The sequence below is a fragment of the Mycobacterium sp. NGS18 genome, assembly GCF_059813185.1.
This window is the reverse complement of sequence record NZ_JCALEC010000009.1, coordinates 50,708-67,867: the sequence shown is the minus strand read 5'-3', so window position 1 is coordinate 67,867 and position 17,160 is coordinate 50,708. Positions and strand designations below refer to the sequence as shown.

The 17,160-nt window shown below is 68.3% G+C and carries 16 protein-coding genes; 12 read left to right on the top strand and 4 right to left on the bottom strand.

Features of this window, described 5'->3' with window-relative positions; all coding sequences use genetic code 11:
• The first annotated feature begins 101 nt into the window (after positions 1 to 101).
• From AC5Y31_RS16900 to AC5Y31_RS16855, 10 genes are all read left to right on the top strand, one after another.
• A complete protein-coding gene (locus AC5Y31_RS16900) occupies positions 102 to 722 on the top strand; it encodes a superoxide dismutase (RefSeq protein ID WP_499981697.1) in 621 nt (206 codons plus the stop codon).
• A gap of 181 nt (positions 723 to 903) precedes the next feature.
• Positions 904 to 1,440, top strand: a complete 537-nt coding sequence (locus AC5Y31_RS16895; RefSeq protein ID WP_499981695.1) for a peptidase — start codon at positions 904 to 906, stop codon at positions 1,438 to 1,440.
• 204 nt (positions 1,441 to 1,644) lie between these two features.
• Positions 1,645 to 2,334, top strand: a complete 690-nt coding sequence (locus tag AC5Y31_RS16890) for a TMEM165/GDT1 family protein (RefSeq protein ID WP_499981694.1) — start codon at positions 1,645 to 1,647, stop codon at positions 2,332 to 2,334.
• A gap of 338 nt (positions 2,335 to 2,672) precedes the next feature.
• Entirely contained in the window at positions 2,673 to 3,071 is a 399-nt protein-coding gene (locus AC5Y31_RS16885; RefSeq protein WP_065025099.1) for a helix-turn-helix transcriptional regulator, read from the top strand.
• Positions 3,072 to 3,137: 66 nt separating this feature from the next.
• Positions 3,138 to 3,800 (top strand): DUF6474 family protein, encoded by a 663-nt coding sequence (locus AC5Y31_RS16880; protein ID WP_499981692.1) that lies wholly within the window; start codon positions 3,138 to 3,140, stop codon positions 3,798 to 3,800.
• A complete protein-coding gene (locus AC5Y31_RS16875) occupies positions 3,797 to 4,477 on the top strand; it encodes a YcnI family protein (RefSeq protein WP_499981690.1) in 681 nt (226 codons plus the stop codon). The genes AC5Y31_RS16880 and AC5Y31_RS16875 overlap by 4 nt, the downstream gene beginning before the upstream one ends.
• A complete protein-coding gene (locus AC5Y31_RS16870) occupies positions 4,474 to 5,022 on the top strand; it encodes a copper resistance CopC family protein (protein ID WP_499981688.1) in 549 nt (182 codons plus the stop codon). The genes AC5Y31_RS16875 and AC5Y31_RS16870 overlap by 4 nt, the downstream gene beginning before the upstream one ends.
• Positions 5,023 to 5,125: 103 nt before the next feature.
• Positions 5,126 to 5,626 carry an Rv3852 family protein gene (locus tag AC5Y31_RS16865; protein ID WP_499981686.1) on the top strand — a complete coding sequence of 167 codons (501 nt, stop codon included), beginning with the start codon at positions 5,126 to 5,128 and terminating at the stop codon, positions 5,624 to 5,626.
• A 4-nt stretch (positions 5,627 to 5,630) separates the two neighbouring features.
• Entirely contained in the window at positions 5,631 to 6,104 is a 474-nt protein-coding gene (gene rraA / locus AC5Y31_RS16860) for a ribonuclease E activity regulator RraA (RefSeq protein ID WP_499981685.1), read from the top strand.
• Between the two features lie 13 nt (positions 6,105 to 6,117).
• Complete coding sequence (locus AC5Y31_RS16855; protein WP_499981683.1) at positions 6,118 to 6,840, top strand: YggS family pyridoxal phosphate-dependent enzyme; 723 nt, start codon at positions 6,118 to 6,120, stop codon at positions 6,838 to 6,840.
• A 32-nt stretch (positions 6,841 to 6,872) separates the two neighbouring features.
• Here AC5Y31_RS16855 and AC5Y31_RS16850 read toward each other — a convergent pair whose 3' ends face one another.
• Positions 6,873 to 8,342, bottom strand: coding sequence for a flavin-containing monooxygenase (locus AC5Y31_RS16850; RefSeq protein ID WP_301632640.1), 1,470 nt, complete (start codon positions 8,340 to 8,342; stop codon positions 6,873 to 6,875).
• 76 nt (positions 8,343 to 8,418) lie between these two features.
• Here AC5Y31_RS16850 and AC5Y31_RS16845 point away from each other — a divergent pair, with 76 nt between their 5' ends.
• Positions 8,419 to 9,054 carry a TetR/AcrR family transcriptional regulator gene (locus AC5Y31_RS16845; protein ID WP_065024778.1) on the top strand — a complete coding sequence of 212 codons (636 nt, stop codon included), beginning with the start codon at positions 8,419 to 8,421 and terminating at the stop codon, positions 9,052 to 9,054.
• Positions 9,055 to 9,061: 7 nt separating this feature from the next.
• Here the strand turns inward: AC5Y31_RS16845 and AC5Y31_RS16840 are convergent, their stop codons facing one another.
• On the bottom strand, positions 9,062 to 9,487 hold the full coding sequence (locus AC5Y31_RS16840; RefSeq protein WP_065024846.1) for a hypothetical protein: 426 nt from the start codon (positions 9,485 to 9,487) through the stop codon (positions 9,062 to 9,064).
• Positions 9,488 to 9,632: 145 nt separating this feature from the next.
• Between AC5Y31_RS16840 and AC5Y31_RS16835 the strand changes: the two genes are divergently transcribed.
• Positions 9,633 to 10,499, top strand: a complete 867-nt coding sequence (locus AC5Y31_RS16835) for an LLM class F420-dependent oxidoreductase (RefSeq protein ID WP_065024779.1) — start codon at positions 9,633 to 9,635, stop codon at positions 10,497 to 10,499.
• A gap of 390 nt (positions 10,500 to 10,889) precedes the next feature.
• Here the strand turns inward: AC5Y31_RS16835 and AC5Y31_RS16830 are convergent, their stop codons facing one another.
• Positions 10,890 to 12,341 (bottom strand): glutamate synthase subunit beta, encoded by a 1,452-nt coding sequence (locus AC5Y31_RS16830; protein WP_499981681.1) that lies wholly within the window; start codon positions 12,339 to 12,341, stop codon positions 10,890 to 10,892.
• Positions 12,334 to 16,929, bottom strand: a complete 4,596-nt coding sequence (gene gltB / locus AC5Y31_RS16825; protein WP_499981789.1) for a glutamate synthase large subunit — start codon at positions 16,927 to 16,929, stop codon at positions 12,334 to 12,336. Before gltB ends, AC5Y31_RS16830 begins: the two co-directional genes overlap by 8 nt.
• Positions 16,930 to 17,160: the final 231 nt, after the last annotated feature.

The window sequence follows — 17,160 nt, the reverse complement described above, 5'->3', positions numbered from 1 at the left end:
CACCGCGCCCGCGGTAGGCGGTGGGTTGCCGCCAGCGCGTCAACGCAAGTCGACAATGATCAACGGTGATCGACACCGGATCGACCGAAGGAAGGAACCCCGTGGCCGACTACACCTTGCCGGACTTGGACTGGGATTACGGAGCCCTTGAGCCGCACATCTCGGGCCAGATCAACGAATTGCACCACAGCAAGCACCACGCCGCCTACGTCAACGGCGCCAACAGTGCCCTGGAGAAGCTCGCCGAGGCACGCGCCAACGACGACCACGGCGCGATCTTCTTGAACGAGAAGAACCTGGCCTTCCACCTCGGTGGGCACGTCAACCACTCGATCTGGTGGAAGAACCTGTCCCCCAACGGCGGTGACAAGCCGACCGGCGACCTGGCCGCCGCCATCGACGACGCCTTCGGGTCGTTCGACAAGTTCCGCGCACAGTTCACCGCGGCCGCCAACGGCCTGCAGGGTTCGGGCTGGGCGGTGCTCGGCTACGACACCCTCGGCGGCAAGCTGCTGACCTTCCAGCTCTATGACCAGCAGGTCAACGTGCCGCTGGGCATCATCCCGCTGCTGCAGGTCGACATGTGGGAGCACGCCTTCTACCTGCAGTACAAGAACGTCAAGGCTGACTACGTCAAGGCGTTCTGGAACGTCGTCAACTGGGCCGACGTGCAGTCCCGCTTCGCGGCCGCCACCTCGAAGACCTCGGGTCTGATCTTTTAGCCCAGTGCCTTAAGTGGGGCGTCGCGCCGTTGGCGCGGCGCCCCGCTGTGCTTTCCTCACCGATTCGTTATCCGCCGCGCCGCCGTGTCCGCTTGCACGCGCACGCCGGCTGTCGCATGCTCCCAGGCAACCCACCCGCTGAAATGCGAGCAGGCGAGCCAAAAGTCGCGGAGGGTGTGCGATGGAGACGACAGGGTCCGGCCGGGCGATCGAAGTCGCCCCGTTTCATTCCCGCGGCGAGCTACATGGATTCGTGGTCTTTGGCCGCTGGCCGGATTCCACCAAGGAGTGGGCGCAACTGCTCAGCATCGCCGTCCGGGTGGCCTCGATGCCCGGATTGCTGACCACCACAACGGTGTTCGGCACGCGCGAGGAACTCCCGGACAACCCGGGGCCGGGCACCGTCGGATTACTGATGGCCGAAGGGACCGTTTCCGGCGAATCCGCGATCGCGCCGGGCTACTTCGCCACACATCAGCCCTCGGCGCTGCTGATGCTGCACCCGCCCTCGGAAACCATTCCCTCGTTGCCGGAGTGCCGGGGCGCGGCGTCGGGTTGTGTACTGCTCCCCGGACTGCCGCATCTGGGCCTGGAACACCGGGCCGCCTGGGTCGAAGCCGAATCCGACGGCACCGTCACCTCGATGGTGAGCCGGGTGGGTGTCGACCCCGTCAGCCATCCCGATACCGCGATTCTGGCCATGCTCCTTGCCGCATAGGGCAATTCAGGATCGCCCGAACCCCTCGCCGAACCCCCGGGGTTCATTCGGCGGTCCCGGCTTCGGCTCACCTCCGCCGTCCCTCCGGGCCAACTCCGGTGACCCCTCGCCGAACCGCCGGATTCGGCTCGCCGAAATCTCCGCAGCGCTGGCGGGCGGGCCGGGCAGTCACTAGCCTCGGCAGCTGACGAAAGGTCGTCTTGCATGCTCGCCGCCATGCTGATCAGTCTGGGAGTGGTCTTCCTCGCTGAGCTCGGCGACAAATCGCAGCTGATCACCATGACCTACGCGCTGCGGCACCGCTGGTGGGTGGTATTGAGCGGGGTGGCGATCGCCGCGTTCGCGGTGCACGGCATCTCGGTGACCGTCGGGCACTTTCTGGGACTGACGTTGCCCGCGCGCCCTATCGCCGCCGCGGCCGGGGTGGCCTTCATCGGTTTCGCCGCGTGGACGTGGCGGGAGGGCAAGAACGCCGTATCCGACGACGGGCCGGTTCGTGAGCCACGGTTCGTGCTGCTGGCGGTGGTGTCCTCGGTGCTGCTGGCCGAGCTGGGCGACAAGACGATGCTGGCGACGGTGGCTCTGGCCAGTGACCGCAGCTGGCTGGGGGTGTGGCTCGGCGCGACGGCCGGCATGGTGCTGGCCGACGCGGTGGCGATCGGCGTCGGGATGGTGCTGCACCGCCAGCTGCCCGAGCACCTGCTACACGGGGCGGCCGGCCTGCTGTTCCTGGCGTTCGGTCTGTGGATGCTCCTCGACGAGGCGCTGGGCTGGCGCCCGGCGGCCATCGCCTCGATCGCCGGGGTGGTGGTGGCGGCGTCCGCGGCAGCGCTGCGGCGGGCCGCCCTGCGCCGGCGCGAACACCCCGCCGGAGACGAATCCGCCGCCCGGTAGCAAATACTCCAGACGACTCTGCGTGCGGGGCGAACTTCACTTCGCTGGAGGGGCGTCCGACGCCGGGGACCGGCGGTCGATTCGGCGACGCGCCGGGCAACCGCCGCGAACGATGCAATTGTGCTTGGTACACCACAAAACTGCGGTCCCAACGGCCGGTACGGCCGACGAATGAACCGCGTCGAGTGGCACCCAACATCAAGATCGGATTCGCAGCGGAATCACCCTTGGTTGTGTGGGTATCTATGGCTACGATGATCAGCAAATCATCAGACGTGACGGCTCCCCCCTCGCCGAGCGCCTGTCGACCGCTTGCCGACCCCCGGGAGGTCCTATCGATGAGCGCGACTTTCGCTGTCCGCTTGAACCGCCTCTTCGAGGTGGTGTATCCGCCCGGACGCGGGCCACACACCTCCGCCGAGGTGATCGCGGCCCTCAAAGCGGAGGGCATCACGATGTCGGCTCCCTATCTGTCCCAGCTCCGCTCGGGAAACCGGACGAACCCGTCGGTGGCCACCATGGCCGCGCTGGCCAATTTCTTCCGGATCAAACCGGCGTTCTTCACCGACGACGACTACTACGCCAAGCTGGATGCCGAACTGGCCTGGCTGGACAGCGTCCGCGACTCCGGGGTGCGCCGCATCGCCACCCAGGCCGTCGGGCTGTCCGCCGAGGCCCAGCAGGACATCCTGGACCGGATCGATGAGCTGCGCCGCAAGGAGCACCTCAGCGCCTGAGGCGCCGGCACCGCCATTAGGGTGGCGCAGATAGGTTCCAGCGAGACACCGGGGAGGCGGCCGCGAATGGGCCTGTTCAGAAAACGCAAGAGCCGCGCGACCCGGCGCGCCGAGGCGCGGGCGCTGCGGGCCGGGGCCCGACTCGAGGCTCGGCTGGCCGCCAAGGGCGAGGCGAAACGCTTCAAAGCCGCCCAGCGTGCTGACGCCCGAGCACTGAAAGCCCAGATCAAGTCCGACCGGAACCGGGACCGCGCCACGCTCAAGGCGGCCGAGAGTCAACTCAAGGCGGCCCGCGACGGCAAGCTGCTGTCCGCGGCCCGGATCCGCCGGACCCTGGTGGTATCGCGGATGCTGGCGCCGATCGTGGTGCCGCTGGTGTATCGGGCCGCCATGGCGATCCGCGGCCTGATCGATGAACAGCGGGCCGCCCGGCTCGGGGTGCCGCTGGCCCGCATCGGCGACTTCTCCGGGAAGCACGAAGCCCGGCTCTCCGCACGGATCGCCGGAGCGGAGAAGACGCTGCACCTGGTGGCCGAGCGCAAACCCAAGGACTCCGAGACCCGGCAGTTCGTCACCGCGATCACCGCGCGGCTGAGCGACCTGGCCACCGCGGTGACCGCCATCGAGACCATGCCGGTGGAACGGCGCCGGGCCGCCTCCACCGCGATCAGCGAGCAGCTCGACGGAATCGACGCCGATCTGATGGCCCGGCTGGGGCTGCCATCATGAGCGCCCGGATCCGCGCGGGCGCGCTGGCCGCGGCGGTCGCCGTCGCCGCCTCGATCGCCGGCACCGCACCGGCCTGGGCGCATGTGCACGCCAGCAGCCCGGGCGCGGTGCGCGGCGGCGTCGCGATGGTCACCTTCGAGGTGCCGAACGAATCGCCGACCGGTTCTGCCACAACGGAACTCACCGTGACGCTGCCGGACGTAGCGTCGGCGCGCACCGAGACCACACCGGGCTGGACGGCCCGCTTGGATCGCGACGCCAAGACCGGAGCGGTGCGCTCGGTGACCTGGACGGCCGACGCCGGCGGCATCGGCGCCGACCAGTTCGGCCTGTTCCGGATCGCGATGAAGCTGCCCGACGCCGAGACGGTCGACTTCCCGTCGGCCCAGCGCTACGCCGACGGCACCGTGGTGCGCTGGGATCAGGCGCCCCCGCCCGGCGGCGGCGAGGCGGAACGCCCGGTGCCCACGCTGCGCCTGGCGGCCGGTCCGGTCTCGGCACCCGAACACCACGGCCAGCACCCGCCGCCGGCGGTCTCTGCCGGTCCTGCGCAGCCGGCCGAGTCCGAGGCCGACGGAGCCCACCACGCCGACAATGCGGCCCGGCTGCTCGGTGGTGCCGCGCTGCTGGTCGCCGCGCTGGCCGCCACGATCGCGCTGGGCCGGCGGCGCGCATGACCGGGGCCGTGCGGATCGCGTTGGCGGGGATGTTCACACTGGCCGTGTTGTTGGCGCCGGTGGCGCCTCCCGGGGTGGCCGCCGCGCACGCGGTGCTGGTCTCGGCCGATCCGGCCGGCGGCGCCGAGCTGTCGCACGGGCCGCAACGCGTCAGCGCCACCTTCAACGAGCAGCTGCAGACCAGCTTCGCGGCCATGACGGTGGTCGGGCCGGACGGGCACCTGTGGTCCACCGGCGAAACACAGGTCCAGGGTGCGGTCGCCAGCGTTGCCGTCCGCCCGCTCGGCCCGGTCGGCACCTACACCGTCCATTACCGGGTCACCTCCGCCGATGGTCATGTGGTGTCCGGTTCGTGGCCGTTTCGGCTGACGGTGGCCGGCACCGGCGACCCCGGCCCGGCGGTCACCGACCACGGCGAGGCACCGCCGCCGATACCCCGCCGCGACACCGAGCCCGCGGGTGACGACCTGCCGATTTGGCCGTTCGTGGCCGGCGCGGTGGCGCTTGTCGGAGCCGGTCTGTGGCTGAATAGGCACCGATCCTGATCGCTGCCAACCTCCTGACCGCAGGCAGATGCTGGCATGATGGGCGAAGTTGCCGGTGCCGCCGACTTGATCTGAGACGAGAACCCGCCAGAGGAGCTGCCGTATGACCGAGCCGCAGGGCCAGCCCGACCACGAATCCGCCGCTGCACCCGAGCCCGCCGAGCCGACTCCGCCGGCCGAACCGGCTGGGGCCAACGCCGCCCCGCCGTCCCCGCCGATCGTGCCGGCTGAGTCCGACCGGCCCGCCGAGCCGCCCGCCAAGAAGGCGGCCAAGAAGGCCGCGGCCAAGGCCGCCAAGAAGACACCGGCAAAGAAGGCTCCAGCCAAGAAGGCTCCCGCGAAGAAGGCTCCGGCCAAGAAGGCACCCGCACCGGCCCCCGCTCCCGCGCCGAGCCCCGTCGCCAGCAACGGCGCGGGCAAGCTCACCGATGGCGCCAAGGAAACGGCCGCTCAGGCCAAGTCGACGGTCGAGGCGGCCCGCAACCCGCTCACCCCGACGGGATCGCCGTCTGGCCAGTCGCCGGCGGCGATGCTGGCCGCCGGCATCCTCGGCCTGCTCGGACTGCTGCTGATCCGCCGGCTGTTGCGCGCCCGCCGCGGCTGAGCCCTTGAACGCAGGCTTTCGGCCCACTGCCGACCTGGTCGACGACATCGGCGCCGGCGTGCGCAGTTGCGACCTACAGTTCCGCCAACTCGGCGGCCGCACCGAGTTCGCCGGCCGCATCAGCACGGTCCGCTGCTTCCAAGACAATGCGCTGCTCAAGTCGGTGCTGTCGCAGCCCGGCGACGGCGGGGTGCTGGTGATCGACGGAGCCGGCTCGCTGCATACCGCGCTGGTCGGTGACGTGATCGCCGAGCTGGCCCGCAGCAACGGGTGGGCCGGGCTGATCGTGCACGGCGCCGTGCGCGACGCCGCGACACTGCGCATGCTCGACATCGGCATCAAGGCGCTGGGCACCAATCCCCGCAAGAGCACCAAGACCGGTGCCGGCGAGCGCGACGTCATCGTCGAACTCGGCGGCATCGCTTTCGTGCCAGGCGAGACCGCTTACAGCGACGACGACGGCATCGTCGTCGTCTAGACCGGCGGCCACCATGGAGGACACCCTGCGGGCCCGCTTCGAAGGGCTTCGGAAGCGGGTCGACGACGCCTGCCGCGCCGCCGGACGAGATCCCGGCGAGGTCACCGTGCTGCCGGTGAGCAAGACCTTCGGCCCGGAGGTGATCCGGGAAGCCATCGGCTTGGGGCTGCACCGGTTCGGCGAGAACAAGGTCCAGGAGATCCGGGACAAAGCGGGGGCTTTGGCCGGCCAGGTGGCCGACCCCGGGATCGACTGGGTGATGATCGGGCACCTGCAGACCAACAAGGCCGGCGTGGTGGCGCGGCTGGCCGCCGAGGTGCAGTCGCTGGACCGGCCCAAGCTGGCCGCGGCACTGGACCGGCAGCTGCGCGCCGAGAACCGTGTCATCGACGTACTGGTGCAGGTCAAGACCTCAGACGAGCCGAGCAAGTACGGCCTGGATCCCGAGCAGCTGCCGGCGTTCCTCGACGAGCTGGCCGGCTACCCCACCCTGCGGGTGCGCGGATTGATGACGCTGGCCATCAACACCTCCGACGCCGACGTCGTCCGCGGCTGTTTTCGCCGGTTGCGGCAGCTGCGGGATGACGCCGCCGCCCGCGGCCACGACCTGCCGCGGCTGTCGATGGGGATGAGCGGGGACTTCCCGCTGGCGATCGCCGAGGGTGCCACCGAGGTGCGGATCGGCACCGCGATCTTCGGCGCCCGGCCCTATCCCGACTCCTACTACTGGCCTTAGATCTCCGGGGGCAGGGCGGGCGGGCGCCGTGATCAGGCCGCGACCGCGGCCCGGTGCTTGCTGAAGCGCAGCACGTCGTCGTCGACCTTGCCGCGCCGGATCAGCTGCAGGTCCAGCAGATAGTTCTGCTTGAGCCGCCAGGGCGCGCGCGACCCGGCCTTGGGCAGATAATCCAGGGCCCGAAGCACGTAGCCGGGGGTGAAGTCCATCAGCGGCCGGTGCTCGATATCGGCGGCGGGTTGGCCCGGGACCACCGTGTCGAAGCCGTGGGCGTCCATGTAGTTGAGCACCCGGCAGACGAACTCCGAGACCAGGTCGGCCTTGAGCGTCCAGGACGCGTTGGTGTAGCCGATGGTGAACGCCATGTTCGGCAGCCCGGTGAGCATCAGCCCCTTGTAGGCCATGGTGTCGGTCAGCGGCACCGGCGCACCGTTGCGCCGCACATCGGCCCCGCCGAACAGCTGCAGGTTCAGCCCGGTGGCGGTGATGATGATGTCAGCGGGGATCTCCGCCCCGGAGCTCAGCTTGATGCCGGTCTTGGTGAACCGCTCGATGGTGTCGGTGACCACGTCGGCCTTGCCGCCGCGGATGGTCTTGAACAGGTCACCGTTGGGCGCCAGGCACAGCCGCTGATCCCAGGGGTTGTAGCTCGGGCCGAAGTGCTTCTCGACGTCGTAGCCCTTCGGCAGCCGCCGCTGGGCCATCGTCAGCAGCGTCTTGCGCATGAACGCCGGGAAGCGCCGCGACAGCTGGTACTGGAAGGTGCTGAAACCGATCGCCTTCCAGCGGTTGGCGACGTGCGCGGCGTGGGCGGGCAGCAGCTTGTTCGCCCGTTCGGCGAACGGGTCGACCAGCGGCAGCGAACCGATGTAGGTCGGCGAGCGCTGCAGCATCGTGACGTGGCCGGCACCGGTGTTGACCAGACTCGGGATCAGCGTCACCGCGGTGGCGCCGGAACCGATCACCACCACCCGCTTGCCCGCGTAGTCCAGGTCCTCGGGCCAGTGCTGCGGGTGCACGATGGTGCCCTCGAAGTCCTCGGCGCCTTCGAACTTCGGCAAGTAGCCCTCGTCGTAGTTGTAGTAGCCGCTGCAGGCGAACAGGAACGAGCAGGTGAGCTGGCTCTCCTTGCCGTCGCTCTGCACGGTGACGGTCCAGCGGTTCTCGGCGTCGGACCAGTCGGCGGCCACCACGTGCTGCCGGTAGCGGATATGGGAGTCGATGCCGTTCTCGGCGGCCGCCTCCTTGATGTAGGCCTTGATCGAGGCGCCGTCGGCGATCGAGTGGGCCGAGCGCCACGGCTTGAACCGGAAGCCGAGGGTGAACATGTCGGAGTCCGAGCGGATGCCCGGGTACTTGAACAGATCCCAGGTGCCACCGAGGTCGTCGCGGCGCTCCAGGATCGCGTAGCTCTTGTTCGGGCAGCGGTTCTGCAGGTGCCAGGCCGCGCTGATGCCGGAGATGCCGGCGCCGACGATCACAACATCGAGGTGTTCAGTCATGCCGACAGGTTATCAACGGGGTGTCGAGTCGGTCAACACCCTGTTGAATTAGTCGACGTCGTGTAAAGTAGCGGCCATGGCCAGCCCCAATGCGACCCGTTATGGACGCCGCGCGACACGGCCGTCCGGCGACGACCGGGAGCTGGCGATCCTGTCCACCGCCGAACGACTGCTCGAGCAGCGGCCGCTGGCCGAGATCTCCGTCGACGACCTGGCCAAGGGCGCCGGGATCTCCCGGCCCACCTTCTACTTCTATTTCAAGTCCAAGGACGCGGTGCTGCTCTCCCTGTTGGAGCCGCTGATCGCGGCCGCCGACTCGGAGTTCGTCGGGGCGGTGCAGCGGCTGCCGACCGACCCGCGCCGAATCTGGCGCAGCGGTATCAAGGCGTTCTTCATCGCATTCAGCTCGCATCGGGCGATCGCCCGGGCAGGCACCGAGGCGCTGGCCACCAGCCCGGAATTCAAGGCGATGTGGAACGGCTTCATGGGCAGATGGATCGACCAGACCGCGACGATGATCACCGCCGAGCGAGAGCGGGGCGCCGCGCCGCACACCATCCCCGCGCTGGACCTGGCTACCTCGCTGAATCAGATGAACGAGCGCACCATGATGGCCGCCTTGGTCGCCGAGGAACCGTCGATCGCCCATGACCGGGTGGTCGACACGCTGACTCACATCTGGGTCAGCAGCATCTACGGCGAAGCGCTGTAAGTCGGGGTCAGAACTCGCCGACGCCGAAACCGGCCAGCAGCACCGCGAAACCGCCGATCTCCCCGACGATGAGCAACACCATGCCGACCTTCAACAGCGGGCCGGCCTTCTCGAACTGGTTGGTGGTGTCGCGCAACGCGCCGTGCAGCATGTAGCTGCCGATCGCGGTGACGAAGAAGTACACCATCACCATCGCCGCGGTCATGTTCACCCAGGTCGGCCAGCCGCTGAGCTCGACGAACACCGCGACCAGCAGCGTGGCGAAGGAGTACAGCAGCGCCGCCCGGTGGGCGATGTCGACGTAGATGTGGGCCTGATGGTTCTCCGAGGTGGCGATCTGCTGGTACTTCCATGCTCCCAGCAGCAGGGCCAGCAGGAAGATCAGCCCGGCCGCCAGCAGAGTCACCTTGGTGTCGATCCCCAGAATCACCATGTCCACGTCGGGGAGCCTATCGGGCGCTGGGTTTCCTCCGCTCGCAGTCCCCCAGAGGGGGCACCCCCAGCGAAAGCCCCCAAATCGGGCCGTCGATGGGCGCTTTCACGTCTGGTCGCGGGAGAAAGGCACTAACGTCGGCGGGATGCGCTTCGCGTTCAAGACCTCCCCGCAGAACACCACCTGGGCCGACATGCTGGCCGTCTGGCAGGCCGCCGACGACATCGACGTCTACGAGTCCGGCTGGACCTTCGACCACTTCTACCCGATCTTCACCGACTCGACCGGGCCGTGCCTGGAGGGCTGGACGACGCTGACGGCGCTGGCCCAGGCCACCACCCGGCTGCGGCTGGGCACCTTGGTCACCGGCATCCACTACCGTCATCCCGCCGTGTTGGCCAATATGGCCGCCGCGCTCGACATCATCTCCGGGGGCCGGCTGGAGTTGGGTATCGGCGCGGGGTGGAACGAGGAGGAGTCCGGCGCCTACGGGATCGAGCTGGGCAGCATCCGCGAGCGCTTCGATCGCTTCGAGGAGGCGTGTGAAGTCCTGGTCAGCCTGTTGAGCACCGAGACCACCACCTTCTCCGGCACCTACTACCAACTGGACAACGCGCGCAACGAGCCCAAGGGCCCGCAACGCCCGCACCCCCCGATCTGCATCGGCGGCAGCGGCGAGAAGCGCACCCTGAAGATCACCGCGCGGTATGCCCAGCATTGGAACTTCGTCGGGGGCACGCCGGCCGAGTTCGCCCGCAAGCGCGATGTGTTGGCCGGTCACTGCGCCGACATCGGCCGCGACCCGGGCGAGATCACCCTGTCTGCGCATCTGCGCCTGGACCCCGACCATGACTACCGCAAGGTGGTCGAGGACGCCGCGGCACTCGGCGCCGAGGGACTGGACCTGGCGATCGTCTATCTACCGGTGCCCTATGACCCGGCGGTGCTCGAACCGTTGGCCGAAGCGATCCGCGATTCCGGGCTGCTGAAGCCGGGCGACCCCGGCGCATGAGGGATCCCGCCCGGATAACGCGTAGCAAACTTTTCAGGCGCAGTGCCCGGTGAAGCCCGGAAGAACCTACGTCGCGTAGCGCAGCAGTTCGTCGGCCGTGATCAGGCGCTCGTGCTTGGCCGGAAACTCACGGCTGCGGCGCGGATACCGCAGCAGTGACCAGGCCATTCGGCCCATCCGGTATCGATATATCGGGTTGACGTACACGGTGAAAGACCCCCGCCCCGGTTCGGACCAGATTGGAATAACGCGGACCAGGTCAACACATTGTTAACGCGGCGCACATTGCTGACCATTAGACACCGCTGTGGTGGCAAACAACACCCGACGCGCCGGAATGTGATACAGAAGTTACTTAAGTGACGGTTGCGGTTCCAGGCGGAAGCTGCCTCAGTGGATCGGCGCCGCGGTCGACGCGATCGGGACGGGCAACGCCGTGGCGCCCATCAGATACCGGTCGGCGGCCGACGCGGCGGCACGGCCCTCGGCGATCGCCCAGACGATCAGCGACTGCCCGCGCCCCATGTCCCCTGCGACGTAGACACCCGGCACCGCGGTGGCGAACTCCGCGTCGCGCTCCACGGTGCCGCGCGCGGTGAATTCCACCCCCAAGTCACTCAGCAGCGCCGACCGTTCCGGGCCGACGAAACCCATCGCCAGCAGCACCAGATCAGCTTCCAGCTCGAAGTCGGTGCCGTCCACCTTCTCGAAACCGCCGGCCCCGCGGCGGACCTCGTGGGCCCGCAGCCCGGTGACGTGACCGTCGCGACCGAGGAATTCCTCGGTGTTGACCGAGAACACCCGGTCGCCACCCTCCTCGTGCGCCGCCGACGCCCGCATGATCAGCGGCCACATCGGCCACGGCGTGGACGGGTCACGGGTTTCCGGCGGACGCGGCATGATCTCGAACTGGTGCACGCAGGTGCCGCCCTGGCGGTGCACGGTGCCCAGGCAGTCGGCGCCGGTGTCGCCACCGCCGATGATGATCACCTTCTTGCCGTGCGCGGTGATCGGCGGCTCGGACAGGTCCCCGGCCTGCACCCGGTTGGCCCACGGCAGGTACTCCATCGCCTGGTGAATGCCGTCGAGCTCCCGGCCGGGGATCGGCAGGTCGCGCCATGCGGTGGCCCCGCCGGCCAGCACCACGGCGTCGAAGTCGCGGCGCAACTGAGCGGCTGTCACATCCACGCCGACGTTCACGCCCGTGCGGAACACCGTTCCCTCGCCGGCCATCTGTTCCAGCCGCCGGTCGACGATGCGCTTCTCCATCTTGAATTCCGGTATGCCATACCGCAGCAGCCCACCGATGCGGTCGTCGCGCTCGAACACCGTCACCGTGTGTCCGGCCCTGGTGAGCTGCTGTGCGGCGGCCAGCCCGGCCGGCCCGGAGCCCACCACCGCGACGGCCTTGCCGGTTCGGACTGACGGTGGGATCGGTTGTGCCCAACCTTCTTTGAATCCGCGTTCGACGATCTCGTATTCGATCTGCTTGATCGTCACCGGTGGTTGGTTGATACCCAGCACGCAGGCCGGCTCGCACGGGGCCGGGCAGAGCCGCCCGGTGAAGTCCGGAAAGTTGTTGGTGGCGTGCAGCCGGTCGAACGCATCACGCCAGCGTCCGGTGCGAACCAGGTCGTTCCATTCCGGGATCAGATTGCCCAGCGGACAGCCGGTGTGGCAGAACGGGATACCGCAGTCCATGCACCGCCCGGCCTGCTCGCGCAGGGTGTCCTCGGCGAAGTCCTGATACACCTCGTTCCAGTCGCCGACTCGCTCGGCGACGGGGCGGCGCGACGGCAGCACACGCAGCGGGAGTTTGAGGAAGCCTTTCGGGTCAGCCATGAGCCGCCGCCATGATCGCCTCGTTCGGGTCAGCGCCGCTCGCCTTCGCCTCGGCCACCGCGGCGAGCACCCGCCGGTAGTCGCGCGGCATCACCTTGACGAAGTGGTGACGATGGGTTTGCCAGTCGGCCAGGATGGCGTGCGCGGGTGCGGAGTCGGTGGCCTCGGCGTGGGCGGCCAGGATGCCGCGCAGCCAGCTGATGTCGTCGCCGTCGAAATCATCGAAGGAATCCAGCTCCACCATCTCGGTATTGAGCCGGCCCGGAAGTTCGGCGTTCGGGTCGTACACGTAAGCGATTCCTCCGGACATCCCGGCGGCGAAGTTGCGCCCGGTGCGGCCCAGCACCACCACTTTGCCGCCGGTCATGTATTCGCAGCCGTGGTCGCCGACGCCCTCCACCACGGCATGCGCCCCGGAGTTGCGCACCGCGAACCGTTCGCCGACCACCCCGCGCAGGAACACCTCACCGCTGGTGGCGCCGAACAGGATCACGTTGCCGCCGATGATGTTGTCCTCGGCGACGTAACCGCCGGGTGCATCGGTCGGTGGCCGGATCACGATCCGGCCACCCGACAGGCCCTTGGCGACATAGTCGTTGGCGTCACCAAACACCCGCAGGGTGATCCCGGGCGGCAGGAAAGCCCCGAAGCTGTTGCCGGCCGACCCGGTGAAGGTGATGTCGATGGTGCCGGCCGGCAGGCCCTGAGCGCCATAAGCTTTGGTCACCTGGTGGCCGAGCATGGTCCCGACGGTCCGGTTGACGTTGGAGATCGCGGAGGTGAACCGGACCGGGGTGCCCGAGTCGAGCGCCTCGCGGCTCATCACGATCAACTGCTGATCCAGCGCCTTGTCCAGCCCGTGGTCCTGCCCGGAGCTGCAGTACAGGTCCTGGTTCATGAAGGCGGACTCCGGCTCGTGCAGCACCGGCTCGAGATCCAGCTTGTGGGCCTTCCAGTGCGCCCGGGCCAACGTGGTGTCCAGCGCGCCCACCTGACCGACCGCTTCGTTGAGGGTGCGGAAGCCCAGCGCCGCAAGGTATTCGCGCACCTCCTCGGCGATGAACCAGAAGAAGTTCTCGACGAACTCGGGTTGGCCGTTGAACCGGCTGCGCAACTCCGGGTTCTGGGTGGCGACCCCGACCGGGCAGGTGTCCAGGTGGCAGACCCGCATCATGATGCAACCCGACACCACCAGCGGTGCGGTGGCGAAGCCGAATTCCTCGGCGCCGAGCAGGGCGGCGATCACCACGTCGCGGCCGGTCTTGAGCTGACCGTCCACCTGCACCACGATCCGGTCCCGAAGGCCGTTGAGCAGCAACGTCTGCTGGGTCTCGGCCAGCCCCAGCTCCCAGGGCGCCCCGGCGTGCTTGAGCGAGGTCAGCGGCGCCGCTCCGGTGCCGCCGTCGTGCCCGGAGATCAGCACCACGTCGGCGTGCGCCTTGGACACCCCGGCGGCCACCGTCCCGACACCGTTCTCCGCGACCAGCTTGACGTGGATGCGGGCGTCCGGGTTGGCGTTCTTCAGGTCGTGGATCAGCTGTTTGAGGTCCTCGATGGAGTAGATGTCGTGGTGCGGCGGGGGCGAGATCAGCCCGACGCCGGGGGTGGCGTGCCGAACCTCGGCGATCCAGGGATACACCTTGTTGCCCGGGAGTTGGCCGCCCTCACCGGGTTTGGCGCCCTGGGCGATCTTGATCTGTAAGTCCGTGCAGTTGACCAGGTAGTCGCTGGTAACCCCGAATCGGGCCGAGGCGACCTGTTTGATCGCGCTGCGCCGCCAGTCTCCGTTCGGCTCGCGCAGGTATCGGTCGGCGTGCTCACCGCCCTCGCCGCAGTTGGACCGGCCGCCGATTCGGTTCATCGCGATCGCCAGGGTCTCGTGCGCCTCAGCGGAGATCGAGCCGTAACTCATCGCGCCGGTCGCGAACCGCTTGACGATCTCGGTGGCCGGTTCCACCTCCTCGATCGGAACCGGCTGCCGTACCCCGGTTTTGAGCTTGAGCAGACCGCGCAGGGTGGCCAGTCGCTCACTTTGATCATCGACCAGCGCGGTGTACTCCTTGAAGACGGCGTACTGCCCGGTGCGGGTGGAGTGCTGCAGTTTAAACACCGTCTCGGGGTTGAACAGGTGGTACTCCCCCTCGCGGCGCCACTGATACTCGCCGCCCACCGGCAGCTGCCGGTGGGCCCGCTCCTCGGGCCGGTCGAGGTAGGCCAGCCGGTGGCGGGCGGCGACGTCGGCGGCGATGTCATCGAGGCTGATGCCGCCGATCGGGCAGTACAGGCCGGCGAAGTATTCGTCGAGCACATCCTGGGAGATGCCCACCGGCTGGAACAGCTGCGCGCCGGTGTAGGAGGCGCGGGTGGAAATACCCATCTTGGACATCACCTTCAGCACGCCCTTGGCGGCGGCCTTGGCGTAGTTGTACACCGCCTTCTCGTGGTCGAGCCCTTCGATCAGACCCTGATCCAGCATGTCCTCGACGGACTCGAAGGCCAGGTAGGGGTTGACGGCGGCGGCGCCGAAACCCAGCAGGGCCGCCAGGTGGTGCACCTCGCGCGCATCGCCGGATTCCACCACCAGGCCCACTTTGGTGCGGGTGCGTTCGGCGACCAGATGGTGGTGCACCGCGGAGGTGGCCAGCAGCGACGGGATGGGTGCCATCGTCTCGTCGGATTCCCGGTCGGAGATCACGATGAAACAGGCGCCGTCGTCGATCGCCGCCGACACCCGGGCGCAGACCTGCCGCAACGCCTCGCGCAACCCGGCGCCGCCCTCGGCCACCGGATACAGGCAGTGGATTACGGCCGTGGACAGGCCGTGCCGGCCCCGGGAACCGATGCGCCGATCGGGGTCCAGGCTGACCAGCTTCGCCAGGTCGGCGTTGCTCAGGATCGGCTGGGGCAGCACGACCTGCCGCCACGTGGGTTCTCCGGTCTCGAGCAGGTCGCCCTCGGGCCCGACGGCGCCCTGCAGGCTGGTGATCACCTCTTCGCGGATGGCGTCCAGCGGCGGATTGGTGACCTGGGCGAACATCTGCTGGAAGTAGTCGAACAGCATGCGCGGCCGCGCCGACAGCACCGCCACCGGGGTGTCGGTGCCCATCGACCCGATCGGCTCGGCGCCGGTGCGGGCCATCGGCGCGAGCAACAGGTTCAGTTCTTCGTAGGTATAGCCGAACACCTGTTGGCGCAACAGGATCCGATGGCGTTCCATTCGCGGTGCGTCACCGGGCGGCAGCTCATCGATTCCAATCAGGGCCTCGTCGATCCACTGCTGGTAGGGCCGCTCGGCGGCCAGCGTCGACTTGATCTCGGCGTCGGAGATGATCCGGCCGGCGGCGGTGTCCACCAAAAACATCCGGCCGGGCTGCAGCCGTTGCCGATGCACCACGGTGGCCGGATCCAGGTCGAGCACGCCCGCTTCCGAGGCCATCACCACCAGTCCGTCGTCGGTGACCCAGATCCGCGACGGCCGCAGACCATTGCGGTCCAGCACCGCGCCCACCAGGGTGCCGTCGGTGAAAGTCATCGAGGCCGGGCCGTCCCAGGGCTCCATCAGCGAATCGTGGTACTCATAAAAGGCGCGAGTAGGCCCGTCCATACTCTCGTGCCGCTCCCAGGCTTCCGGGATCATCATCAGCACCGCGTGCGGCAGACTGCGGCCGCCCAGATGCAGCAGTTCGAGCACCTCGTCGAATCGGGCCGTGTCGGAGGCACCCGGGGTGCAGATCGGAAACAGCTTGTCGGCCGCGCTCCCGTCACCGAAGACGTCGGTGCGGATCAGCGCCTCGCGGGCCCGCATCCAGTTCTCGTTGCCGGTGACGGTGTTGATCTCCCCGTTGTGCGCGATACGCCGAAACGGATGCGCCAGCGGCCAGGACGGAAACGTGTTGGTGGAGAACCGGGAATGCACGATGCCCAGCGCACTGTGCAGGCGCTCGTCGGCAAGATCGGGATAGAAGGCCTTGAGCTGCGGGGTGGTCAGCATGCCCTTGTAGACCATCGTCCGGCCGGAAAGGCTTGGGAAATAGACGGTTTCCCGGCCCGGGCCGTCCTGGCCGGGGCCCTTGCTGCCCAGCTCGTGTTCGGCGCGCTTACGGACCACATAGGCGCGCCGCTCCAGGGCCATCCCGGACGCCCCGCCGATGAAAAGTTGCCGGAAGGTCGGCATCGCGTCGCGGGCCAGGGCGCCCAGCGAGGAGTCGTCGATCGGCACCTCGCGCCACCCGAGCACCTGCAGTCCTTCGGATTCGACGATCTTCTCCACCGCGGCGCAGGCGTTCGCCGCGTCTTTGGCCGACTGCGGCAAGAATGCGATACCGGTGGCATAGGCGCCTTCGTCGGGCAGTTCGAAATCGGTGACCGCACGCAGGAATTGGTCCGGCACCTGGATGAGGATGCCGGCGCCGTCGCCGCTGTGCGGTTCGGCTCCGGCGGCGCCGCGGTGTTCGAGGTTGAGCAGCGCAGTGATCGACTTCTCGACGATACTGCGGCTACGCCGGCCGTGGATGTCGACGACCATGGCGACCCCGCACGCGTCGTGTTCGAACGCGGGGTTGTAGAGCCCGACCCGGCTGGGTGCCATCACTACCTGACCCTTCGCACTTCGGCCTCAATTCGTCTGGCATAGACGATCGATCGAGGGTTGGTCCGTGCGACGTTGAACGGGCGGTTCGCCTGAAATTTGCACAGGCAACGTCACGATATACCCGGATCTGGGCGACGTGCTACCTGCTGAGCAAATGCTCATACTCACGTTTTGTGTTACCTGCACGCAATAACCAGATGATGTCCAGGAAATGTGGATTGCCTATCG